Here is a 25,341-nt window from a genome sequence, read left to right as displayed (position 1 = left end):
TCATTTTTCAGAAAACCGCATTTAAGTTATATGGTTAATTGGGGTTTATCTGTTTTTCTGATGTGAAAATAACCAGGGTAATAATTCTGGTTCTGCAAAAGCATTGTCCCAGCTATTGTGTCCGGCTTCTGGATACAAAGTTAATTTAACGGGTCTGTTTAACACTTTTAACTGATCTGCAATCCTAGTTGAAAGAACAACTGGTACCACATCGTCTTTTTCTCCGTGGAAGATCCATAGTGGAACTTTTTGGTACTTCTGTACATTCGCGACATTATCGCCTCCACAGATGGCGAAAGCGGCAGCAAATGTATTGGGTTTAGTTCTGAGTAATTCATACGTGCCCATACCACCCATGGATAAACCACCAACGTACACACGTTTTTTATCTACGTAAGGTTTTTCTAAATAATTATCCACCAGACCTAACAATGCATGCATGGCTTTAGTTGGCTTGCCTTTTTCCTGAAAAATGAATTCTCTTTTTCCGTTAGCATCTGTTACGAAATTTACATTTGACCAGTAGCTGTTGGTACTGCATTGAGGAAATATCACAATTGCAGGAAAGCGTTTTCTTATATCTTCCTTTAAAAACAGTCTTCCGCCATGTCCTAACTGCGCCAGGTTGTCGTCTCCTCTTTCACCGGCACCATGTAGAAAAAAAAGTATCGGGTATTTTTTTGTCGCGTCAAAGTTTTCTGGTAAGAGCACTCTGTAGTTAATGCTGTCATTCCCTTTTACGAAGCTGCCTTTTTCGTATTTACTTAAATCCTGAGTAAAACCGTTCATACTGTGAAACAGTAAGATTAAAGCGCATATCAATTTGAGCTTATTCATTCAGCTAAATTATCGAATTATAGAGAATAAAAGAAAAGTATTTGGATAATCTAAGCATCTTACCTTAATCATTTAACCAAAGCAAAAGTTGTTTCCATTACATCCCTTGAATTACCGCCAACATATACTTTGAAATCTCCCGGTTCGGCTACAAACTTTAGCGCCATATTGTAGAATTTCAAATCCTCTTCTGTGATTTTAAAATTGACCGTTTTACTTTCCCCAGGTTTTAAGCTAATCTTTTCAAAACCTTTCAGTTCTTTAACAGGACGGGTAGAGCTGCCAACAAGATCTTGAATGTATAGTTGTACCACTTCTTTACCTTCAACGGAACCGGTATTCCTGACATCGATACTTGCCGTAATCGATCCTCCGGTTTTAAAGCTTTGTTTGTTGAGTATTAAATTGCTGTATGCAAAACTGGTGTAGCTTAATCCATAGCCGAAAGGATATAGCGGATCGTTGCTCACATCGAGATAGTTGGAACGGAATTTACTGAACCACTTGCCCTCGGCCAAAGGTCTGCCCGTATTTTTGTGCGCATAGTATAGCGGAACCTGACCAACATTCTGAGGGAAAGTTGTTGTAAGTTTTCCCGACGGGTTTACAGCGCCGAATAAAACATCAGGAATGGCGTCGGCCGTTTTCGTGCCGCCAAACCAAACATTTAAAATAGCAGGCACATTTTCGCTTTCCCATTTCAGCGCTAAAGGCCTCCCGGTAAATAAAACCAATACCACCGGTTTGCCGGTTTTAAGCAAGGCTGCTAACAATCGTTTTTGCACATCAGGGATTTCAATATTTGTTCTGCTGGAGGCTTCGCCACTCATTTCCGAGCTTTCGCCTAATGCTGCAACCACTACATCTGCCTGGTTGGCTAGTTTTAATGCTTCGTTAATAACTTCTTCTTCCGGTCTGTTGTCGCGCGGAATATCACGACCAAACATGGTTGCTCGTTCCTGATACTGTGCGTCGGCAAGTAAATTAGAACCCAGGCTGTGTAAAATCTTAACATCTGTGCCTGCTGCGGCCTGCATGCCTTGTAAAAGGGAAGCCGTATTGGCTAAGTCACTGTTTACGCTCCATGTACCAGGCATGTTGGTCCCTGTATTTGCGAGTGGACCTATTAAAGCAATAGTGCCTGTTTTTTTTAAGGGTAGGGTATTGTTGTCGTTTTTTAAAAGTACAAAAGATTCTCCCGCTACTTTGCGTGCAAAATCCAGATGTTCTGGTTTCAGGATTTCTGTTTTAGCTCTTTCTTCGCTGCAGTAACGAAAAGGATCTTCGAACAGACCGAGCTTATATTTGGCTTCCAGTACCAGTCGACAAGCATCGTCAACTCTTTGTTGTTTTACTTTTCCCTGTTGTACAGATTTTTTAAGCGTGGTTAGAAAGCCTTCACCTACCATATCCATGTCTACACCCGCGTTTAATGATAGTGCCGATACTGCCTGCAAATCACCCAAACCATGGTCTATCAGTTCGTTTACAGCTGTGTAATCGGTTACAACCAAACCTTTAAAATTCCATTGCTTGCGCAACAGGTCGGTCATCAGCCATTTGTTCGCTGTTGCCGGAACACCGTTAATGTCATTAAAGGCAGTCATGATACTGCCAGCACCAGCCTCCAGTGCTGCTTTATAAGGAGGTAGGTATTCATTGTACATTCTGTCGAGACTCATATCTGTAGTATTGTAGTCTCTTCCGGCTTCTGCGGCGCCATATAAGGCAAAGTGTTTTACACAGGCCATCATGGTATTGTATTTCGACAAATCATCGCCCTGATAGCCTTTAACCATTGCCTTTGCAATTTGCGAACCCAGGTAAGTATCTTCTCCTGATCCTTCAGAGATACGGCCCCAGCGGGCATCTCTGGAAATATCTACCATAGGAGAGAATGTCCAGTTTAACCCATCGGCAGTAGCTTCGGTGGCGGCAATGCGAGCTGTTTTTTCTATAAGTGCCATATCCCAGGTGCAGGAAAGTGCAAGTGGAATAGGGAAGGTAGTTTTGTAACCATGGATCACATCCTGACCAAATATGATTGGGATCTTAAGCCTGGTTTGCTGAACAGCAATTTCCTGTGCCTTGCGTATCCGGGCAGGAGTAGTTAAGCTGAAAATGCCGCCTACCTGTCCTTTTTTAATTTTGCTCTCCACATCGGTGCTGACTACTGATCCTGTTGTCGCTTCGCCGCCTGTAAGTAAATTCAGCTGACCTATTTTTTCATCTAGTGTCATTTTCGACATCAGCATGCTGATAAAAGTATTCATCTTTTGCTGAGGGGAAAGCACTGCTTTTTTCTGTTGCGCAATTGCTGTGCCTCCGCTAAAAAGCAGAACTGCCGAGAATAAAGGTGTGATGAGGGTTAAATATATCGCTTTCATAGTGCTGTATTTTAATCTTTTTATTGGGCCAGGTTCAATAGGTTTGGCTTAATTAACTTTAATAACGTCTGTTTTTTGAGATACGCCACTTTCATTAATGGCTTCAATGCTGAAATAATAAGGGATATTCTTGTCCATAGCTTTGTACCAGTACTCATTAGTATTGTACACCATTATGCAGTTGTACAGTTTATCGGGGCCAGTGCCGATGTAAATATTATAGGCGTAAGCATTTTCCACTGGTGGCCATTTGATCCAGGCACTGCGTTTGTCCTTCTCAGTCCTGAGTACCACCAGTTCTTTTACACTTTTTGGGGCTTCCTGATTTCCGTTCCCGAATACGCGTATACCACTGATGGCAAATTTTCCGGTAGGCATGTGTATGTTTTCCAGTTTGATGAAACGGGCTTTTACAGGTTGTTCCAGTTCAATGTAATCATGCGGAACATCTGTTTTGTTCTTGCTTTTGTCGACCAGAATTTTCCATTTCACTCCATCTGTTGAGCTCCATAGCTTGTATTGATGGTAAATATCTAACTGTTTGCCTAAAAACTCTGCGTCCTGATCTGCGTAGTTGAGCTGGATGGCATTGATCGTAGAAACATTTCCGAGATCCGTTTGGATCCATTCGCCTTTATTGCCGGTAGCAGCGCTCCAATAGGTTTTGATACTCTCGTCGACCGCATTGTTGGCCGCATAAGCACCATAAGTGGATGATACGGTTACTGGTTTATTGTAATTGAGTAGCATCCAGCCGGTAAAACCGCTTTTTAAATGATCGGTACTTTTTGTAGGCAGGTAATGCGGATAATCACCAAAGGCTGCATCCATGTACATCACATCGTCTTTGTCGAACCCTGCAGGCCAAATACCCAGTCTGCGTTCAAAATTGTTTTTTACAGAGATGGCGATGGTAGATACATGCCAGTAGTTGTTCCATTTGTCCTGGTAGGTAGCCCCATGTCCTGCGCCACGCGCAAAACCACCTGGTTTGTAAGAGAAGGGAATCGATTGGTGTTCAAATGGCCCCAGGGGTGTTTTGCCAATGGCTACCCCATCGGCATATCCGCTAAACTCGGTTCCGGGTGCACCGTACTGAAGGTAATATTTGGAATTATGTTTGGTTATCCAGGCACCTTCCATAAAAGGATCTAAAAAGGTATTGTCTGAATGTTCACCAAAACGTTGCCAGCCAAAGCGATCAGGATTTAACAACAAAAGTTCCTTACGCGTACCGATAGGATCAAAAGTCTTCCGGTTTAACTCAATTCCGTAAAGGGGATAGCTATTGCTGCTGCCGTTGTACATGTACAAACGATCATCGTCATCTACAAAATGCGCTGGATCCCATCCACCGATCTCAAATTCATGCACCACTTCTTTCCATTCGTTGTTTTTAGGATCGGTACTCATCCAGATCGGAAAGTTGCGGGAATAAGTAGAACCAAAAACAAGCATGGTGTCGCCCTGAATCCAGATAGAAGGGGCGCAAAGATCGTCATATACCTTATGCTCTGGTCTTAAAAAGTTTTTGGAAACGAATTTCCAGTTGTACATATCGCTGCTCCACCAATATCCCCATTGGTTGGTAGAAAAAAGGTAATAATCACCTTTATAGGTTACAATTACCGGATCGGCTGTTGCTCTGTGCCTGCCTTGCTCAGAAAAATTAGGAATAGGTGTATAACCATAATCCAGGTTAATGGGATTGCAATAGGTGAGCTGTTTTTTTTGCGCAAATGCCCCCATGCTAAACAGTAGCATGAGGCATAAGCTGATATGTTTTTGTAATCCCATTTCTATAATGCCGGACTGTTGAAACCTAATTTTTTAAGCCCGCTTTTTACATCCGGACTGCTCATAAATAATTTCCATAACAAACCACTACGGTAGTTTTCAATCATCACAATGATGGGGCCCTGGTCTATCGCCAGGTGCGATTTGGCATACCAATCTTTTTCTTCACTAAAGCCATCAATAAAGCCATATTCGCTCCATAATTTATCGCCCATTTTATAGTAATAGTGTTTTAAGGCCTGCATGGAATATTCCGGGGTATATGGGAATGAAGACAATGCTGCTGTTGGACTAATCACACCTAAATCTTCTGTTGGCGAATGTGCAGCGTAACCTCCCCAGCTGTCGCTAGCGGTTAATCCCCAGCTATCGGCACTGTAACCCTTGTATTTTTTAGGGTTTTCGATACAGTAAGCCCTATTGATGAGTACATGGTTTTTGTTTTGCTCCCAATAATCTGCATAGTTATCTTTTAAGCCACGTGGATCTAAACCTAAAAAGGAATATTGCGAAAAGAACAATGGCCCGCCATAGTTAAAGCCAAGTGGAAGTGTGATGTCGTTAAACTTACGGCCGTTAAAAAAGGTGTTACTGTTTGCGAAGCCGTCATCGTATACACGTTTGCTTATGGTATGTTTTGGCCCGGAAGCCGCCAGCACATAAGTGATCAGACACTCGTTCCAACCTTTGATCTGGTGGTTCATCGCCCAGCCGTTATTTGGACTCCAGTGCCAGTACAATACGTTTTGGTTTTGCGTAAACCAGTCCCATTCTATACCTTCCCACATCCATAGTATTTTGTTTCTGATGTCGCGTTCAACAGCATTGTCGGCCGTGTAATACTGTCTTGCCGTTAATAGTCCCTGGAATAGGAGCGAGGTCTCAACAATATCTGCACCATCGTCTTTTAAACTAAAGCGAATGGTTTTTCCTGTTTCTCCATTTAACCAGTGTGGGAAAGCACCGTGATACATATCTGCTTTCCATAAAAAGTCTACAATCTTTTTTGTGCGTTCTGCAGCTTGTTCACGGGTGATGAATTTACGTTCTGAAGCCACAATGATAGCCATTACGCCAAAACCTGTGCCACCGGTAGTTACAACTTCCTGACCATAGTCAAATGATCGGTTGCTGCGTTCACGGGCCATTCCGCTAACCGGGTGAGCGAAGTCCCAGAAATACCGGAAGGTTTGTTTCTGTACCAGGTCGAGTAGCTGATCGTCGCTAAGGTTCTTTTTGATGCCCATTTCAGGCTTGATAAGTACTTTATTCTTTGTGGATTGTGCATAACTAACCTGCGCTGCCAACAGTAGTAGGAACAATGAACAGATGGATCGGAATAAGTTAGTTTTTGTGCTCATGTGAAAAGGATCATTTGTGTTTATAATTTGTTGTGTGTGTTGTTTTAATGTTGTAATCATTTATTGGTATTTGTCAGGTTTTATTAAAGGTTCGGGCCTGAAAAGCCAAGTTTCTGCATTCCGGATTTTACTTCAGGGCAGCTCATAAATAAGTTCCATAATAGTTTGCTGCGGTGGTTTTCAATCATAATGATGATTGGCCCCTGATCTATGGCAAGGGTTGAGCTGGCAAACCATTGTTGTTGTAAAGAAAAGGCATCAACAAAGCCATATTCCTTAAATATTTTATCACCCAGTTTATAGTAAAAGAATTTGATGGCTTTCATAGACTCCACTGGGGTATAGGGTAGGGAAGCGATGGCAGCAGTGGGTGCAATTACACTCACATCGTTTGTTGGTGAACTGGCGGTGTAACCGTTATTGATATCGCTGGCCGTTAAACCCCAGCATTGATCGCTGTACCCGTAATATCCTTTAGGGTTAGTTTTGCAATAGTTGTAGTTGATTAATGCATGTGCTTTATTTTGTGTTTCATAATTAGCATATGCATCTGTTAATCCTATGGGATTGATCCCGAGGAAGGAATAATGGGCAAAGAACAATGGCCCACCCTGATTTGGGCCTAAAGGCAATGGAATACCATAATAAGAACTACCATTTTTCATAGCACCATTTTGTGCCCAGCCATTGTCGTACACTGTTTTCGGGATAGTATGTGTAGGTGAGGAGGCCGCCATCACATAGGTGATCAGAGATTCATTCCATCCGGTTATTGGCATATTCATATCCCAATTATAATTGGGACTCCAATGCCAATACAAGGTATTGCTGTTGTCTTTCCTGTACCAATTCCATTCTACGGTATTGTAGATGGCATTGATGTCGGCCCTTAAAGTAGTTTCTGCATTGTCGGAACCATTGAAATACTGCCTTGCGGTTAGCAATCCCTGTATCAAGAGGGAAGTTTCTACCAGGTCGCCACCATTGTCTTTCTGACTGAAAGGGACTACTGCACCGGTGCTTCCGTTTAGCCAGTGTGGATAAGCACCATGAAATCTGTCGGCAGTTTTTAAGAAGGTAACAATTTTTTGAACCCGGTTTAGCCCTTCATTTCTGGTGATGAAATTTCTGTGTATGCCGGTGATGAGTGCCATGACCCCAAATCCTGTTCCTCCGGCGGTGACGATATCACCGGATGTATTCCTTTCTCTGGCCATTCCGCTTTGCGGATGTCCGAAATCATAGAAGTATTTGAAGGTTTGCTGCTGAATTTTAGTGAGTAGCTCATCGTCCGTAATTCTAGGGAATTTGTCGGTATCATCTACTCCGGTATTGAAGGTGATGCTGATTTCACTTTGCAGATTACCTCCATCTGTAGATTTTAGTGTAGTGGGTATGGTTATGTTGTAGACTTTTAAGCCTGTTAAACTCGATGTTGGTTGAATAATAATGGTGTTGTTGTTCTCTAAAGTAGCTGTAAATGCAATATTTGTGGCATCTGTTAAGTTTTTGAAAATGAGGTTTGCGTTAAGGTTACTGTTATTGATAGCAGTTGAAAAAGTGATTTTTACAATCGGGTTAACGGAGATGTTGTTGTAAGGTTGCGTGGTTGCACCACTTACGGTAATTGCTGTTTCTTTGAAAGAGGTAGCGACAGGAATATGCTCTTTTCCTTTTTTGCAGGATAAGAAGAGGAGGGATATTGCGAAGAAACAGGTAGTTATTTTGTTCATTGTTTAAGCAGTTTGTTAAAGCGGTCGTCATGCCGGTGAAGGCCGGGATCTCGCACCTGCCAGATGGAATAGCAGGTGCGAGATTACAGTATGTATTTACCTACCTTGTCTTTCAAGAGTTGATAATGCGGATACTTCTATCGCTGTAAGCGCTTTGTTGTAAATTCTCACTTCATCCATTTTACCTGGTAGGTAGCCCGCCCATCCTTCGCCAGGGGAACCGGTTGTGCTACTTGGGACAGTCATGAAATGCAATGTGCCAAAAACAATAGGGCCTACGTTTGTGAATCTAATAGGGCCCATATCTGCGACCGTAGTAGCTCTGGCTAAACTTCCATTGACGTAAGATTTGAAGTTCCCGGCACCATCATAGGTGATTACATATTGTACCCAGTTGTTAAAGCCGTTCTGTACATCCTGGATGTTGTTATCTCTGGTAACGCCATTGTCGCTATATATTGTTTTAAACCGTGCGAGGGTTGTAGTACCTCCATTTTCAAAAAACACATTGATATTGCCCCAGAAGCCCTGGGTGTCTCCCAAGCCAAATATTCCTGTTGCCCCGGTATTTTGTGGGGTATTTACCCAGAAACTTACGGTGTACTGTGTCATTGCTTTAACGGCTGCACTGGCAACAGCTGTGGCATAGGCTTTTTTGGTGGCGTCTGGATTACCCGTAAGGGCTTTTCCTTTAATTCCTGCCGTGAAGGTCATACCGGCATTTATACCTGTAGTTTTGGAAACGGAATCCAACATGCTATCAGCATTGAAATTCCAGTAAGCAATAAGATTAGTTGGTGCAATCTCACTGGATGCAGAATAACCTCCCGCTGTTTTTGGTATATCCCCTGGTGGGAAATAATCGTCATTCTTGTTTTTTACACAGGAGAATAATAATGTACTTCCAATTACTATACCTGCAAAGCCTATGTTTAAATATCTTAATTTCATCTTCTTATGGTCTAAAGGTGATTAATAATTGTTTTGAGTTAACCTGCCACCACTTAAATCTCTTTGTTTTTGTGGAATAGGAAAAACCTCGTGTTTGCCGGCAATAAAAGGTTTACCTACAGCATTCATCACAGATGCTGCACGGCCTGTGCGCACCAGATCGAAAAACCTATCGGCCTCCATTGCCAACTCAACTCTGCGCTCTTTCCATATATCGGAAACGGTAGCAGATGTGGTAGTTAGGTTTGCACGTGCACGCACCTTTCTTAAAGGTGTTAAGGCATCCTGACCAACATGAGTCGCCGCTTCAGCATTGATCAATAGAACTTCAGCAAATCTGATAATGCGGATGTTTTTTGGCTTATTGTCTTTGTCATTGATACCAAGACAGCTTTTAGTTTCAAGGAAGGGACTGTGGTATGCTTTATAATTATATCGTTCGTTCACTACATTTGGTCGGGTAGGAAGCACAAAACCATCCCATAAGGTTGTTGTAGTAACATCGCTTGTAAAAATAATAGTACCGGCTCTCCTTACATCATTTTCTTCATAGGCAGCAGCAAGATCCGCTGAAGGCGTATTCAAGCCAAAGCCAAGGTCTCCGCCGTTGTAGGTTTGCCCACCGATAGATTGTACTGGAAAAGTGCCACGTGGTCCCTGGAAATTGCTGTAGTTTTTACTTACTGCGTCGCAGGCCAAACCTCCTGCTGTTTGGTTGGCGTATGGTCCTGTTTGTATTTCAAAGATAGATTCAATGTTGTTTACACCCTTCTCCCTGAAAATATCAGCATACACAGGTGCAAGACCATATTTCTGTGAAGTAATAACCGCTTGAGACATGTCATATGCACCTTGCCAGTTTCCCTGGTACATATAAACTTTCGATAACAAAGCTTGTGCAGCTCCCTTGGTAGCCCTTCCAACTATCGCTCCTCCTTCTCCTTTTATAGGTAAATGCTCTACACCAAATAGTAAATCATCTGTTATTACTTTGTAGATCTCTTCTTTGGAGGCGCGTGTCTGAAATTCGTCATTATTGGCTTCGGCAAATGTAGGTACAGTTGTTAATTTAACCACGCCGCCAAACGTTCTAACCATATTGAAATATAGCAGGGCTCTGATAAATCTGGCTTCGCCGCTTAAACGGTCTCTGATGCCCACATCAATGGTGCTTTTTTCTAAAACTGACAATGCTTTGTTTGCTGAGGCAATACCTTTGTAATTGTCTACCCAAATGTCATTAAAAATACCTGTAGTTGGGGTGTAAGTAAAGTTGTCAAGGAAGATGCCGTCAAATCCCGGGTCGCTGATTACAGATCCTTTATCGGAATCGTCGGAAGTCACATCCGCCAGTACAACCAGTTTTAAACCTACGGTACCGGGTAAGTAAAGGTTGTTATAAGCTCCTACAACCAATTTGTCGGCTGCATCGGGATCTATAAGGGCTTGTTCTTCTGTTGTTTTTCCTTGAGGAGGGACATCCAGGTAGCCCTTTTTACATGAAGCGATAAATATGGCTGATGCAAATAATGCCAGTGTAGTAATATAAAATATCTTTTTCATCTTCTTTTAATTAAAATCCAACATTAATACCAAATGCAAACGTTCTTGTTGAGGGATAACTATTTAAATCGACCCCCTGATTCAGGTTTGTACTCTCTTCTTTTGCACCAGGTATTGATGGCTGAAGCTCTGGTGTAAAGCCCGTGTAAGAAGTAATGGTAAACAGATTTTGTGCAGTTAAAAACACACGGACATTGTTGATGCGCGCTTTATTTAGCAAGGTTTTAGGCAGTGTGTAGCCCAGTGTTAAGTTATTTAAACGCAGGTAATCACCTTTTTCTACAAAATAAGTAGAACCTGGTAATACAGTCGTTGTCGCTCTCGGTACATTGTTGTTAGGATTGTTTGGTGTCCAGCGATTTCTAACCACTGATGCCTCAATGTTATCTTTCTTTTCGTTGGCTCCTCGTACAGCTTTTTTTCCATTGTAAATTTTCCCGCCCTGAGTCCCGAAAAACCCAAAGTTAAGATCGAAGTTCTTGTAGCTAAGGTTACCATTCAGACCATACGTAAATTTAGGTTGATAGGATCCGACAAACTTTCTGTCAAGATCATTTATTGCTCCATCTCCATTAAGATCTCTATAAATAATGTCACCAGCTCTGGCATCTTTTTGCGCTGAGGCATCGATTTGCGCCTGGTTCTGGAACAATCCTATTTTTTCTAATAGGAAATAACTACCTATAGCTTGTCCATTGTCGGATTTTGTAACATTAGTCTCGGCTATCTTATCGCCAAGTAGCGGTTGCCCTCCATTGAGTTTATTAATGGTGTTTTTATTATGTGCAATGTTAGCACCTATACTATATTTCCAGTCTTCACCAATCTGATCAGCCCAGTTCAACGAAAGCTCAACTCCTTTATTGGATACATTGGCAGCGTTGGTTAGCACTTTCTCATCCGGATCGCCCAGAATGGCCGGGATGTTTACGAAAATTAAAGCATTGTCGGTTTTTTTGTCATAGTAGTCAATAGTACCGGACAATCTGTTGTTTAAAAATCCGAAGTCTAATCCTAAATCATATTCCGTAGTTATTTCCCATTTAAGCTGATCATCTATAATATCTTCTAATCTTATTCCTAACACAGGTGAGCCAAGCTTTCCAAGATCGCCTCCAAAGTAATATGGTTTATTAATAGCGGCTGTGGATATGTATAAAGACGATGGAATATTGTCGTTACCCAAACGACCATAACTGCCTCTTAATTTCAGATTGCTGAAAATCTTTTGATCGGCCATGAAGTCTTCATTGTTAATGTTCCAGGCCAGACCGATAGAAGGGAAGCCATCCCAGCGACTGTTTTTACCGAATTTGGATGTTCCATCATAACGGTAGCTTGCAGTTAACAAATACTTATTGTCATAACCATAGTTTACCCGCGCCAGGAAGGAATTTCTGTGATATTTATCACCTTCATTGCTAACTGATTGTGAGCCGCCGGAACCTGCATTCAAATACCACTGATCTTTATTGGATGGTACATCTCTGGCATCTCCAACCATGTCATTTGATTTGAATTCTTCTGCTGTAACACCGGCCAGAACTGTGAAGGAATGTTTTTCTACGGTTTTGGTGTAGGTTGCTGTATTGTCCCATATCCAGCTCATTTTATCATTTTTAGTCAGCTTTAATGTACTGTTTGGTCTACTTTGATTACCCCCGGCAAGTAAAAACGTGGAAGCATCATTTAAGTATTTGAATCCGTAGTCGGTTGATTTAAGGTAGTTTAGGTCTAGCCCTATTGCTGATCTTAATGTCAATCCTTCAATTGGTTTGTAATCCAAAGCGAAGTTACCTTGTATGCGATTTTGCAATGCTGTATTGTCTACTTTATTGATGCTTACCAGTGGGTTGGCTACGTTACCAAAAAGGGAAGTGTTTCCGTATAGATCACCAACTTTTGAAGCAATAATAGGCGCTGCACGGTAAGCATTGGTAAAGGCATCCAATTGTGCGCCTTTTGCTTTTCCGTTTGTGTAAGAAATCATATTGCTGAACTTCAGCTTTTTTGTAATGGTATATTCATTGTTTATCCTTAGTGTAAACCTATTGTACTTATTCCCTTTTTGAATACCTTCATCAGTTAACAAACCAGCGCTAATAAAATAATTGACCTTTTCAGTCCCACCAGAGAAGGAAAGATTTTGTGAGCTCATGATTCCTTTTTGAAGAATGGCATCATACCAGTCAGTATTTGCTCCTGTAAGCATAGACGGTGTAATGAGATCTGATCCACTTCCATAATATTTTTCCGCTTCATTCAGATATCCGGTGTATTGATTTGCACCAGCCATTTCGACCAAATTGTTAGCTTCTCTGAAACCAATATTCGCATCGAGTGTAATAACATTCTCACCTACTTTTCCTTTTTTTGTGGTAATTAAGATTACTCCATTTGCCGCACGCATACCATATATGGCTGCGGCCGAAGCGTCTTTCAATACATCTACACTTACAATATCTGCGTTGTTGATGTTCTTGATGTCATCGGTGAATACTCCATCCACTACATATAGAGGATTAGCACCTCCTAGTAGTGTTCCTGTACCTCTTAGTCTTACTGTAGGACTTGTATTGGGTTCACCTGAACTGATAATTTGAACCCCGGCAACCTTACCCTGCAAAGCCTGGGTAGGCGTTTGCACAGGCTGCCTGGTTAGTTCTTCACCTTTAACTTGTGAGATGGAACCGGTTAGGTCCTTTTTTCGCTGTGTACCATAACCTACCACTACAACTTGTTCCAACTCCTGTGAAGAAGCAGCCAATGCTATATTAAGGTTGGTTTGATTGTTTACAGGTACTTCGCGTGAAGTGTACCCTATATAAGTAAAGACAAGTGTTGCATTTCCTGGCGCGCTGATAGCGTATCGTCCAGTTGCATCTGTTGTTGTTCCCGTTTTTGTTCCTTTTACTACCACGCTTACACCTGGCAACGGAGATTTATCGGCCCCGTCGGTAATTACACCTGTCACAGTAATGTCCTGCCCCAATGCTACGTTAGTAAAAAGAAAACAGAGAAAAGTTAAAACGGAAAGTTTTGTAGAGACTCTTTTCATACTATTTAGATATTTAGTTAGTGTTACCTAAATTTCCGACTCTATTACGGCTATTACAAAAAAAGTGCCTCTACATTAATACATCATCATTGAAATGTGTACTATCTCAAATTGGCTTTTCATGCTGGTTTTTGGTTTAAAAAAGCGGCTTAAAGTACCTCAAGTATGAATTTTTCACTACAGCAGGTCTGGTTTAATAAATAGAAATAGTGTATGTGAAAAAAGCATGATGAGAGGTAATGATGTAGTGCTAAAGTTCCATGAGAAACTCCACCAGGTTCTTATCATGAGGAATATTGAGCTTTTTGCGCAGTCTATAACGGCGTATTTCCACACCTCTCAATGAAATGTTCAATAAAGACGCCATTTCTTTGCTGCTCATGTTCAAACGAAGGTAAGCGCAAAGCTTTAAATCATTAGGTACAAGATCGGGATGATTGGCCTTAAGTTTTTTGAAAAAGCTTTCATGGGCCTCATTAAAGCTACTTTCAAAAAGGTTCCAGTCACGCTCGTCGTTCATCCCCTCGTCAATTACTTTTTGTATTTTTCTGAGCTGCTCTTCCGAAAGTGGTTTGCCGTTGGCGTCCTTTAATTTTAGTATTTCCTGACTTAGCTTTTGCAGGAGCTCATTTTTATAAACCAGACTTGTGGCCGAGTTGGCGAGTTCCCTGTTCTTACCTGCAAGTTCTACCTGTAGTTTTTCCGTTTGCAGTTTAATGATTTGTTTTTCGTTAGCCTCTGCTTCTTTTTTGAGATAGGCTTCTTTTTCTTCCTGAAGTTTTTTAGCGATGACTAGCTGGTCTTTTTTTAATTTTTTCTCATAGGCGCGTTTGGATGAGAAAAGGAGAAATATAATGAGCAAACCATAAAATGCGATAGCCCAGTTGCTGGCATAGAACGGAGGGAGGACCGTAAATTCAAATGCTGTAACCTTGCTGACCAAAATCCCATTGACACTTGCTCTTACTTTAAAGGTATAGGTTCCCCGGCCGAGGTTGGTGAAGTCTTTTTGCGAGGCTGTGCTCCAGTCCGACCATTGTTTGGAATAGCCTTCGAGGTAATACTGGAATTTTACTTTCGCTTGCCTGTAGTAGGGAAGTGCAAAGGAGATGCGAATGTTGTTTCGGGCAAAGGGTATCTCTATTTCCGAATCGTCATCGCCGCCATTTCCAAATTCACTAATGGTATGGTAAGTATCGGTAATATCTTCTATTTTTCTAATCAGTACTGCAGGTAGATTTTTTTCCCTTTTTATATTTTGTTCATCGGTGGAATTGAAAATGACGAAGCCGTCATCCACACTCATCAAATAAATTTTGTCGCTTATTTTACTGATATTTTCATAGTACTGAACCATTCGCCCGTCCAGAATACTGAATGTGCTGGAATCTACTTCTACCTTGCCCGGCTCCATTAAATTGACCAGTCCCATTTTTCCATGATTAATGAACCAGTATTTCTTATCTCCGGCACTGATGATTTTGTTTGAACCGGCGAAGCTGCCCAGTTCATTATTTAATGTGGTGTATTTGGTAAAGTTATTACTGATCTCATCATAATTTAAAAATCCTTCATCGGAAGAAAAAATAAGTTTGTTTTGAAAGGTGAAGATGTTAATGTTGTAGTTGCTGGGCAACCCATTCTTTGCATCATAACTCTTAATGTCTGTAACTTTTTTCAGGTCGGCACTTAGATTTAGTTTGTAGAGCCCTCGGTAGGCATGACTAACCCATATGTCGCCCCGGGCATCTTGTTCTACATATCTTGATGGCTCGCCAAAGCCCTCTATTTTATGGTAAAACTTCCATTGTCCGTCAGCATCTTTTTTAAACAACACCAATCCGTTGTAGGTACCTTGTATCAGGTAGCCGGGGTTTGAGCTTAATTTTTTGATGGTCCAGCCACCTTTAACTGTTGATATACGCTCAAGTTTATTTCCGGTGACTTTAAAGGTGCCTTCATTATGTCCGCAAAGCAATTGATCGTCTATAAGTGTCAAATCCCATACCTGTCCTTGTGAGCTTGGAATCAGCTTAAAGTCAAAGGAGTTGAATAGGTTTCCCGATCCGCTGGACCAGGTGCTGTAATATAGACCTTGATTGGTGCCAAGGTAAATATTGTTCTTATAAATCAGACTTGAGTACACGGTGCCGAAGAGACCTGTTTTGTCAAAGTAAAAGTAAAGTGGTGAGTTTAACTCTACACGGTCGATCCCATTGTCTAACCCTGTCCACAGGTTCTGGTCTTCATCTGCATACAAACTTAGCACAGTATTATTTTGCATGCCACTTGATTTATTGATGCGTTGTACGATGTTTCCATTTTCATCAATAATGATCAGTCCATTTAGGATGGTGCCAAAAGCAAAGTACCTACCCAGAATACGGGTACCATTATTGAGTTGGTAAGTTTTTAGGAAGGCATTGGCTGGGGTGTTTAAAGGCGTAAAGCTCTCACCATTGTAAACAAAGAGGCCGTCCTTGCTGGTTCCGATTAAGAGGCTTCCGTTTTTATATGGAAGTACACTCATAATCAACTGTGGTAAGATGGAACCATTGTTTTTTAAGGGGTTAAGTTTATGGCCGATGAGTTCGAAAAGTCCTTTCCCGATAACCTCAACGTAGCATTTGTTGTTTACGGTGTGGAGAAACAAAAGTGATTCCTGGGCCGTAACTACATTTATCTTTTTGTTTTCGTAAATGTAGATGGCCGAAAAGGATTGGAATATTACTTTCTTACCTATGGTGTGTATTTTCCAGATTTCGTCCTTAAGATTATTTGATGCAGGGATAAGATGGGTAAGCGAGGTATAAGTTAAATGATTCTTTTTGTTAGACCAGTAGCCGAACTCGCCAAATCCTCCTGTATAGATGATGCCTTCTGCATCTGTTGCTACGGAGCGTACAATTTGTCTGTTGGGCATTTTGTATTGCTGCCAATATTTACCGTCGTATGTAAGTAAACCTTGCGCATTGCCAAAATACATGATACCATGCTTGTCTTTAGCTATAGACCAGTTTTGGTTGCCAGATAAATATACAGATTTGGGATAGTTCTGAATATAGGGAACCCCGATGCTTTTTATGTTTTCTGCTGCTGAAAAGAATGGCAGCAGCAGAAAAGCAAAATAAAGTATGTAGTATTTAAAATGCCTTTGGTTCATTAAAGGCTAAGATAGTTATTTCGTAGCTACGTTTACAGGTTGAGGTACTTTTACATAATATCCAGTTCCGTCGTATTTACGTTTACGTGGATTGGTGGTGCAGGGAACTGAACAGCATCCTTGCAATTCATCGCCGCATTCATCGCATTGTGTAACATGTTCATTGCATTCGGGATTGGCGCAATTGATCATTTTAGGCGTTGTTTTTCCGCAGTTAAAACATTTAGATACCACAGTAGGATTTACTGTATTTACATCCACAGCAATTCGGCTGTCAAATACATAACATTTGCCTTCGAAATCTTCTCCACCTGCTTCTTTACCATATTTTATGATACCACCATGTAATTGGTACACGTCGCTGAAGCCATGATGCAATAGCAATGCAGATGCTTTTTCGCATTTAATCCCACCGGTACAGTAGGTTAGTACTTTTTTGTCTTTGTATTGTGCCAGCTCGTTTATCTTTTCCGGGAAATCACGGAAGTTTTCGATGTCGAGTGTAACCGCGTTTTTAAAACGGCCAAGGTTATGTTCATAGTTGGAACGCACATCCAGGATGATTACATCTTCCTGATCAATCATTTTCTGAAATTCTACAGGCTCCAGGTGTTTACCAGTTTGCTTGTTCGGGTCGATGATATTTGGGTCTCTTAAACCGGAGTGCACAATCTCCGATTTGTAGCGACAATGCATCTTAATAAAAGATGGCTCCTGAACATCGTCGATCTTGAAGTCTGTTTTTGCAAAGCGCTCATCCGCTTTTATAGCAGCCATATAGGTTTCGCAAGCTTCCTTTGTGCCAGAAACAGTACCGTTTAAACCTTCGTCGGCAACAATAATACGGCCTACAAGATTTATGGATTTACAAAATTTAAGGTGATCGTCGGCAAATTGCTCTGCCTCTGCTATAGGACTATAGCAATAATAAAGTAGTGTCTGATATGTCATAATTCATTGATACCGGTGCAAATGGCGTTTAATGCGGGTACAAAAGTGCAAAAAAAACCGTTCTCCTCCAAGTCTGGCATCTTTAAGGCTCCTGAAGGGGAGCTTAAAGCGCCTGAGGCCTTGTCGGAGAAGGTGTTTTTTGTCTCAAACAAGGTGCAGAGGTAGGAGGCGAAGCAGGATGCCCGATTTATAATGGATGTTTATTATTAACCTCTTTTGTAACAAATTAAATGTTTTGGCGTTAGCAAAGAATGTTTTTTCCCCTTTTAAGGGGGATATTGAACGGGAGTGCTCCAGCTACCACTTAATTTGTATTGGATAATTACTAAGTTTGCATCTGAAATCACTAAATACGTATACTAACTAACTTTTAAACATACAATGACTAAAATTTCAATGAAACCAATGTGGTTAGCAGCAGGTTTGTTGCTTAGTGCAACTGCAGGTTTTGCACAAGACAATCTTGTAAATTCATTAAAAAATAACCAAAGTGCGAACAGCGCAAATAGCTTTACTTTTACACCGGTTATCAACGCTGAGGTTACTTCAGTAAAGAACCAGAAATCATCTGGTACTTGCTGGAGCTATAGCACAAACTCTTTCCTTGAATCGGAAATGATCCGTATGGGTAAAAAGCCAGTTGATTTAGCTGACTTGTTTACTGCCCGTAACGCTTACATTGAAAAAGGTATCAACTATGTACGTATGCACGGTGCTTTAACTTTAGGTGACGGTGGTGCTTGTCATGATGTAACCAATATGTTTGCTAAATATGGTGCTTTACCTCAGGAAGCTTATAGTGGTAACGATTATGGTAGCCCAGGTTCATCAGACAGAATGAACAAATTGACCGAAGCTATTCTTAAAAAGGCAATTGATGGCAAATTTGATCCAACATGGAAAGCAAGATATATTGCTACTATAGATTCTTGCATGGGTGCTGTTCCTGAGAAATTTACTTACGAAGGAAAAGAATATACACCTAAAACTTTTGCTAAAGAAGTGGTAGGTATCAATCCTGCTGACTATGTGGAGCTTTCGTCGTTCACGACTAGTCCTTACTATGAGAAAGCAGTATTAATGGTTCCTGATAACTGGTCATTTGATCAGGTTTATAATGTACAGATGGATGACATCACCAATATTATAGACAATGCATTGAAAAAAGGTTTCACTATTGCATGGGCTACTGACGTAAGTGAGAAAGGCTTTAGCTGGAAAAATGGTGTGGCATATGTACCTGCGAAAGATTTTGAGAGCATGAGCAACGACGAGAAAAAATCAATGTTCAACGGCCCGAAAGCTGAGAAAGAAATTACTGTAGAGATGCGTCAGGCTGCTTTTGATGATTATGAAACTACTGATGATCATGGCATGCAAATTACTGGTATCGCTAAAGATCAGTCGGGTAAAGAATATTATATCGTTAAAAACTCATGGGGTGCTACTAACGATTACAAAGGTTATTTATATGTAACTAAGAACTTTGTAAAGTATAAAACAACAGCTTTCCTTTTACATAAAAATGGAATTCCATCTGATTTACGCAAGAAAATGGCGATTAAATAGGATGTATCTTTAAACAGCTTAAGTTTAAACAAAAAAGGGAGTGCAATTGCACTCCCTTTTTTGTTTCGTTCAGGTTTGAAATAAGCTCTCCGGCATTTTGAAGATCAGAATGCGCTGCTTAAAACCCATAGGAGAATCTGAACCCATGGTTGACTCTTTTGCTGCCATCGTAAGCAAAACCATAAGTCGCTCTGAATATCAAACGTTGAAAACCAAAGTAAAACTCGGTGTAATTCCTTTTTATCGGTTGACTCAAATAGCTTGCTCCAATAATTTCTTCTAGTTTCACCTTGCGCAGTAATGGAACTTTATTGGTGAACAAACCAGAAAAGTTATGCTCAAAGTGAGCTTCCAGATATTGTCTGTCAGTACTGAAAAGATAAAAATCAAGAAACTGGAACTTTCTTAAACTAGGAAGGGAGAACAGGGAATTGTTACCTCTGAAATGTTTGGCTTCAGGATAAAAGATCCTGTCGTTGTTTATGAATTTTCCTGCACCTACAACAAACGAAGAGTATCCCCATAAGCCACTGCTAATGCGGTTTTGTGAGACCTCAAGCGATACCAGGTCGTAATTCACATCACTGTTGAAAACACCGTTTATCCCTTTTCTATAAGAAAGATCGATCGTCGGATATCTGGATGGCTGATAGAATTTTCCGTCAGGACGGGTAATGTATTCTTGTCCGATGGTATAGTTTAAGGACGCGTTTAACGTAAGTGCACTGTAAGTTGGGAAAAGAGGTGTTTCTGTATCAGGGGTAAAGGGGTTGTTGGACGTAAAAGTTTCTCCTTTAAGGTCTTTAATTTTGAATGTGGTGGTGTTAACCAGATTGAAGTTGCGTGAATAATCCAGATCAATACTAGCCTGTAACCCGTTACTAAGTTCTCTGGCTGTACCGATGCCGGCAAATTGCTTTTTATAGAATTTAGAGAAGTTGGTTTCGAACAATAGCGAGTTGATGGCGTTACCCTGTAAACTCATCGTACCATAATTGTTTAGATCATAGATTCCAGATCCACCACTGATACGAATATTTGCGCGCTTTACCGGGTCGTAATAGTAATTTGCAGTAAGGCTTCCGGTTAAGGTTTTGTTTGAAAAACCATATCTGGCTTCTGGTCTAATGTTGTAATAACGCTTGTCTCCGAGTTCTTTTGTGTAGGTAACTCCATATTTAAAGGTAAGCCCCTCAACAGTGTTGTAAAATATCGACTTGTAAAGCGGGTCGTAAGTGTATTTTTGGCTAGTGTAACGATCTTTAGAAGTATGACCAAGTACAATGAATTTAAGAATTCCGAATCTGTTGCTTAGTTTTTCAAGCGAATCCAGATATCGTTTTGTCGTTTTTAACAAAGCAATGCTGTCCTTGCTGATATAGTTATTGCTTTCTTCTTTGGTAAGGGGAATTGGACGGTTATTTAACCAGAACAAAGAATCTTTTGTATTTACTGCCTTAGTGATTTTTAAGATCTCTCCATTGAAATAGTGTTTAGGGAATTTGGGTTGCAGATTGTAATTGCTATAAACACCGATGTAGTAACCTTCAAATTTAAAACCTATGATGTCGCCATTAAACTTAAAATGAATGTTAGACGGCATATAGGTATTGCCGCTCTTCAGAAATTGCTGAGAGATGCTTAGGGTGTCAATCAGGTTAATGCCTGTACTTTTTGTGAGGTATAATTCTGCATTAACCAGGTTCCAGGTATCTTCCTTGATGTATATCGTTCCCCTAAAAACCGGGTCATGTGGCCTGCGGGCAATAACTTCAATTTTGTTGATGGTTTCTCCGTTTTCTATGCTTACGCCCAGGAGTTTGTAATGATAATAAAGTAGCGCGTTGTCGGATATAGGCGATACGAAGCCTCTCGAGCTTAATTTGTTTTCGAGTAAAATATTTTCGTAAAAATTGATGATCAGGTCCGATGCTTTATTGAAACTGAAAGCGTTGTTCTTACCTGCCGTTTTTGAAGAGACCATTTCTTCATGGATTTTATCAGGTCGTTGGAAAGCGAAAGTGGAAGTCGACTCTGATAGGTAAAGCATTCCTTTTCTGTTGGTGTCCAGCTCAAGTAATTTCTGCACATCACGTCCAAATATCTTTTTGGGTGCACCAACAAGTTTTTGTACGCCCTTGATATAAACGTTAGCAGTATAAGCCTTCACTTCGGTAAGGTGTGCTTTACGCTTTTTTATGGTTTGTCTGATGATTTCGTAAGCAGGATCTTCAGCGTTGCCGTTGATGGTGACATTCGAAAGGGTATAAGTTTCTGGATTGAGGACAACGTTCTCGTCCAGGTCGGCACCAATACTGAGTTCCCTTTCTATGGCCTTGTAGCCGATCGCTTTGTATACAACGGTGTGATTTCCTTGCGGCAGGGTAAATTTGTAAACCCCGTCAATGTTTGCAGATGTCCCTTTGGTTGTATTCTTAATATAAATGGATGCAAATGAAATAGGCTGTCCTTGTGTGTCTTTGATGTGACCACTAAGGTTAAATTGCTGTGCAAATGAAACGGTAATGGCGGTTACAAGCAATAACAGCGTTAAAATAGATCTATTCATACAGTTGATTAAAGCCTAAATATCGTATAACTTATAAGTAAACCGAATTTTTTGTATTAAAGTTTATGATTGTTCCCATATTTAGGTTACCACCTAAACACAGGAATTGCATAACTTTGGCACATCAAATCATATTTTTATGTATAAAACATTACAACCAGTTCTGGCGCAAGAACTAGACCAGATAGAGAAAGACGGATTATTTAAACGCGAGCGTATTATTGTTACTCCACAAGGGGCTGATATAAAAGTGAGCACCGGACAGGAAGTAATTAATTTCTGTGCAAATAATTATTTGGGCTTGTCTTCGGATCCACGTGTAACCGAGGCTGCAAAAAAAGCAATTGATAAATATGGTTACGGAATGTCGTCTGTACGTTTTATTTGTGGTACACAGGATGTGCATAAAGAACTGGAAGAGAAGCTTTCTAAATTTTTAGGTACTGAAGATACCATTTTATATGCTGCTGCTTTTGATGCAAATGGTGGTGTTTTTGAGCCTTTGTTTAATGATCAGGATGCAATTATTTCTGATGAGTTAAACCATGCTTCTATTATTGATGGTGTGCGTTTGTGTAAAGCAAAACGTTTCAGATATAAAAATGCAGATATGGCTGATCTGGAACAGCAACTGATCGCGGCGAAAGATGCCAGACATCGTATTATTGTTACTGATGGTGCCTTTTCTATGGATGGTGTAGTTGCGCCTTTGGATCAGATATGCGACCTGGCGGATAAATATGAAGCTTTGGTGATGATTGATGAGTCGCACTGTACCGGATTTATCGGTAAAACAGGCCGTGGTACACATGAGCATTTTAATGTAATGGACCGTGTTGATATCATTACAGGCACTTTAGGCAAGGCCCTTGGCGGTGCTTCTGGTGGTTTTACGGCTGGTAAAAAAGAAATCATTGATATGCTTCGTCAACGTTCACGTCCATATTTATTTTCGAATACATTGGCCCCGGCTATCGCAGGAGCTTCTGTTGCTGTATTGGATATGTTAAGTGAGACGACAGATTTAAGAGATAAATTAGAACGCAACACGCAATATTTCCGTGAGAAAATGACGGAGGCCGGGTTCGATATAAAACCAGGTGTTCATCCTATTGTTCCGGTGATGTTATATGATGCTAAACTGGCACAAGAATTTGCTGCTAAAATGCTGGAAGAAGGGATTTATGTAATTGGTTTTTACTATCCGGTAGTAGGACAGGGTAAGGCAAGGATTCGTGTTCAGCTTTCTGCCGCACATGAACAACATCATTTAGATAAAGCTATTGCTGCATTTACTAAGGTAGGTAAAGCTTTAGGCGTGATATAAAATTATAAAATAGCTGTATATTTGAGGCATGTTACAAGATAAGATAACACAATATACCGCAGAAATAAATGCTTTTTCTACGGACAGTGCTGATGAATTAGAACAATTCCGCATAAAATTCCTGGGTACAAAAGGAATTATTAAAGATATTTTCGACGAGTTTAAATCCGTTTCACCTGAGGAGAAAAGAACCTTGGGTAAGGTTTTAAATGAGTTTAAACAATTGGCTGAGGCTAAATATCAAGGTCTTAAAGACCAGGCTGAGGTAACTGATACGGCTAAGGATTCGGGTTTAGACCTGACCTTACCCGGAGAAGGTCTTGAGGTAGGTTCACGTCACCCATTGGCTTTAGTACGGAGAGAAATTGTCGAGATCTTTAATAAGCTTGGCTTTGTGGTTGCTGAAGGACCCGAAATTGAGGACGACTGGCACAACTTCTCGGCACTGAATTTTCCTGAAGAACATCCTGCACGTGATATGCAGGATACTTTCTTTATTAAAAAAGGTGGGGAGAAAGGTGACATCGCATTGCGTACACATACTTCTTCTGTACAGGTGAGGATGATGGAAGCAGGGAAACCTCCTTTCAGAGCAATTATGCCAGGACGTGTGTACAGGAACGAAGCGATTTCGGCAAGGGCACATTGCTTTTTTCACCAGGTTGAAGGACTTTATGTGGATGAGAATGTATCTTTTGCAGATTTGAAACAGACCTTGTTTTATTTTGTACAGGAATTATACGGTGAAGGTACTAAAGTACGTTTCCGTCCTTCTTACTTCCCTTTTACAGAGCCGTCGGCTGAGATGGATATCTCTTGTACCATCTGTAAAGGCGCTGGTTGCCAGATGTGTAAACAGAGTGGCTGGGTAGAGATTTTGGGCTGTGGTATGGTAGACCCGAATGTTTTGGATAATTGTAACATTGATAGCAAAAAATATAGTGGTTTTGCGTTTGGAATGGGGATTGAACGTATTGCAAACCTAAAGTTTGAGATTAAAGATCTGCGCTTGTTTTCTGAGAATGATGCAAGGTTCTTAAAACAATATAAGACTTCATTGATATAATGAAATTTGTTCCCGGTATATTTTTGTTGGTGCTGCTGTTGACGGGATGCGGTAAGGAAAACCTGGTCATTCCTAATGTGCCGGTTAACTTTAGCGATCTGTTAACTGATCCAAGGTTGCTCAGGTTGAGCAGTCCGGGGGGAGCAGTGGTTTTGGATAAATATGGTGTTGCCGGTATTGTCATTTATCGTACCCTTGATGGTCGGTACGTGGCATATGACAGGTGTAGTACTGTTAACCCGGAAAAACAATGTGCCGTGGACTTAGATGATCCCAGTTTTACGGTGACGGATAAATGTTCGGGAGCGAAATATCTTTTAGAGGACGGAAGCCCTGCAAAAGCACCGGCAGTGTTAGCTCTAAAAAAATACAATACAGTTGTTGCAGGAAATAGAATACATGTAACCAATTAATGGAACCAGAAAAAATAAAAGAAAGTATAGTTAGGGCCGCCAAGGAGTTGTTCAGAAAGTATGGTTATCACAAGACAAGTGTAAATGAGATAGCTAAGAAGGCACGTATTGCTAAGGCGACCATATACAAGTATTTTGAAAGTAAAGAACAGATTCTGGATGCCATTTTGATGGATTACCTGGATTTGAACCTGCACGAGATATTAAAAAATAAAGCCCAGTTTGTTGATGAGGAAGAACACCTTAAAGCCTTAGTGATGAAAACCTGCAGATTAACTTATACGGTTTGTAATGAGTTTATTGGCTGGGACTTTGTGAGGGAAAATGCAAACTCGCAGGAGTTTTTAAAGCATCTGTCTGACCAATTGGAATCTCTTTTACTTTCAGCATATCTGGAACTTGATCATTTTAAAAATCATCCGTCGCGCAGAGAAGGACTTGCGTTTTTATTAAAGGCCAGTAAAAATATTGTCTTTTCTTTTGCCTTTACTTCTGTTAGCGACTCAGATGTTCGTAAGAATTTTGTGAGTTTTCAGAAAGAATTACTTCCTTTTTTAGTTAAAGCTGCCCTTTAAGGTCTGCAACCTTAATATCTA

At 40.7% G+C, this 25,341-nt stretch carries 16 protein-coding genes; 5 read left to right on the top strand and 11 right to left on the bottom strand.

The genetic code is table 11. The features are described from left to right. Window positions 1-45: 45 nt before the first annotated feature. The 10 genes from R2Q84_RS16680 to R2Q84_RS16635 all read right to left on the bottom strand — a co-directional run bounded on the left by R2Q84_RS16680 (window position 46) and on the right by R2Q84_RS16635 (window position 17,804). On the bottom strand, window positions 46-789 hold the full coding sequence (locus tag R2Q84_RS16680) for a prolyl oligopeptidase family serine peptidase (protein WP_316817717.1): 744 nt from the start codon (window positions 787-789) through the stop codon (window positions 46-48). A 116-nt stretch (window positions 790-905) separates the two neighbouring features. Continuing rightward, window positions 906-3,224, bottom strand: a complete 2,319-nt coding sequence (bglX, locus tag R2Q84_RS16675; RefSeq protein WP_316817716.1) for a beta-glucosidase BglX — start codon at window positions 3,222-3,224, stop codon at window positions 906-908. 48 nt (window positions 3,225-3,272) lie between these two features. After that, a complete protein-coding gene (locus tag R2Q84_RS16670; RefSeq protein ID WP_316817715.1) occupies window positions 3,273-5,021 on the bottom strand; it encodes a family 43 glycosylhydrolase in 1,749 nt (582 codons plus the stop codon). 2 nt (window positions 5,022-5,023) lie between these two features. Continuing rightward, window positions 5,024-6,382 carry a glucoamylase family protein gene (locus R2Q84_RS16665; RefSeq protein ID WP_410478430.1) on the bottom strand — a complete coding sequence of 453 codons (1,359 nt, stop codon included), beginning with the start codon at window positions 6,380-6,382 and terminating at the stop codon, window positions 5,024-5,026. Between the two features lie 83 nt (window positions 6,383-6,465). Beyond that, entirely contained in the window at window positions 6,466-8,115 is a 1,650-nt protein-coding gene (locus tag R2Q84_RS16660) for a glucoamylase family protein (protein ID WP_316817713.1), read from the bottom strand. Between the two features lie 96 nt (window positions 8,116-8,211). Next, window positions 8,212-9,066, bottom strand: coding sequence for a LamG domain-containing protein (locus R2Q84_RS16655; protein ID WP_316817712.1), 855 nt, complete (start codon window positions 9,064-9,066; stop codon window positions 8,212-8,214). 21 nt (window positions 9,067-9,087) lie between these two features. Next, entirely contained in the window at window positions 9,088-10,629 is a 1,542-nt protein-coding gene (locus tag R2Q84_RS16650) for a RagB/SusD family nutrient uptake outer membrane protein (protein ID WP_316817711.1), read from the bottom strand. Window positions 10,630-10,639: 10 nt separating this feature from the next. Beyond that, window positions 10,640-13,687: a TonB-dependent receptor gene (locus R2Q84_RS16645; protein ID WP_316817710.1), complete on the bottom strand. Its 3,048-nt coding sequence runs from the start codon at window positions 13,685-13,687 to the stop codon at window positions 10,640-10,642. 250 nt (window positions 13,688-13,937) lie between these two features. Beyond that, window positions 13,938-16,850, bottom strand: a complete 2,913-nt coding sequence (locus tag R2Q84_RS16640; protein WP_316817709.1) for a triple tyrosine motif-containing protein — start codon at window positions 16,848-16,850, stop codon at window positions 13,938-13,940. Window positions 16,851-16,865: 15 nt separating this feature from the next. Continuing rightward, entirely contained in the window at window positions 16,866-17,804 is a 939-nt protein-coding gene (locus R2Q84_RS16635; RefSeq protein WP_316818025.1) for a rhodanese-related sulfurtransferase, read from the bottom strand. Between the two features lie 378 nt (window positions 17,805-18,182). On the opposite strand from R2Q84_RS16635, the gene R2Q84_RS16630 reads away from it, so the two are divergent. Beyond that, window positions 18,183-19,370, top strand: a complete 1,188-nt coding sequence (locus tag R2Q84_RS16630) for an aminopeptidase C (RefSeq protein ID WP_316817708.1) — start codon at window positions 18,183-18,185, stop codon at window positions 19,368-19,370. 118 nt (window positions 19,371-19,488) lie between these two features. On the opposite strand, the gene R2Q84_RS16625 is transcribed toward R2Q84_RS16630, so the two are convergent. Beyond that, window positions 19,489-21,939 (bottom strand): DUF5686 and carboxypeptidase regulatory-like domain-containing protein, encoded by a 2,451-nt coding sequence (locus R2Q84_RS16625; protein WP_316817707.1) that lies wholly within the window; start codon window positions 21,937-21,939, stop codon window positions 19,489-19,491. 139 nt (window positions 21,940-22,078) lie between these two features. Between R2Q84_RS16625 and kbl the strand changes: the two genes are divergently transcribed. From kbl to R2Q84_RS16605, 4 genes are read left to right on the top strand one after another with little or no spacing between them, the layout of a single operon-like run. Further along, complete coding sequence (gene kbl, locus R2Q84_RS16620) at window positions 22,079-23,266, top strand: glycine C-acetyltransferase (RefSeq protein WP_316817706.1); 1,188 nt, start codon at window positions 22,079-22,081, stop codon at window positions 23,264-23,266. A gap of 28 nt (window positions 23,267-23,294) precedes the next feature. After that, on the top strand, window positions 23,295-24,332 hold the full coding sequence (pheS, locus tag R2Q84_RS16615; protein ID WP_316817705.1) for a phenylalanine--tRNA ligase subunit alpha: 1,038 nt from the start codon (window positions 23,295-23,297) through the stop codon (window positions 24,330-24,332). Continuing rightward, on the top strand, window positions 24,332-24,745 hold the full coding sequence (locus R2Q84_RS16610) for a hypothetical protein (protein WP_316817704.1): 414 nt from the start codon (window positions 24,332-24,334) through the stop codon (window positions 24,743-24,745). Before pheS ends, R2Q84_RS16610 begins: the two co-directional genes overlap by 1 nt. Further along, window positions 24,745-25,320, top strand: a complete 576-nt coding sequence (locus R2Q84_RS16605; protein ID WP_316817703.1) for a helix-turn-helix domain-containing protein — start codon at window positions 24,745-24,747, stop codon at window positions 25,318-25,320. Before R2Q84_RS16610 ends, R2Q84_RS16605 begins: the two co-directional genes overlap by 1 nt. Window positions 25,321-25,341: the final 21 nt, after the last annotated feature.

It is taken from the genome of Pedobacter nyackensis, from assembly GCF_032678475.1.
GTDB classification, from domain to species: Bacteria; Bacteroidota; Bacteroidia; order Sphingobacteriales; family Sphingobacteriaceae; genus Pedobacter; species Pedobacter nyackensis_A.
The sequence above is the reverse complement of the archived record's forward strand: the minus strand, read 5'-3'. Positions and strand labels throughout refer to the sequence as shown.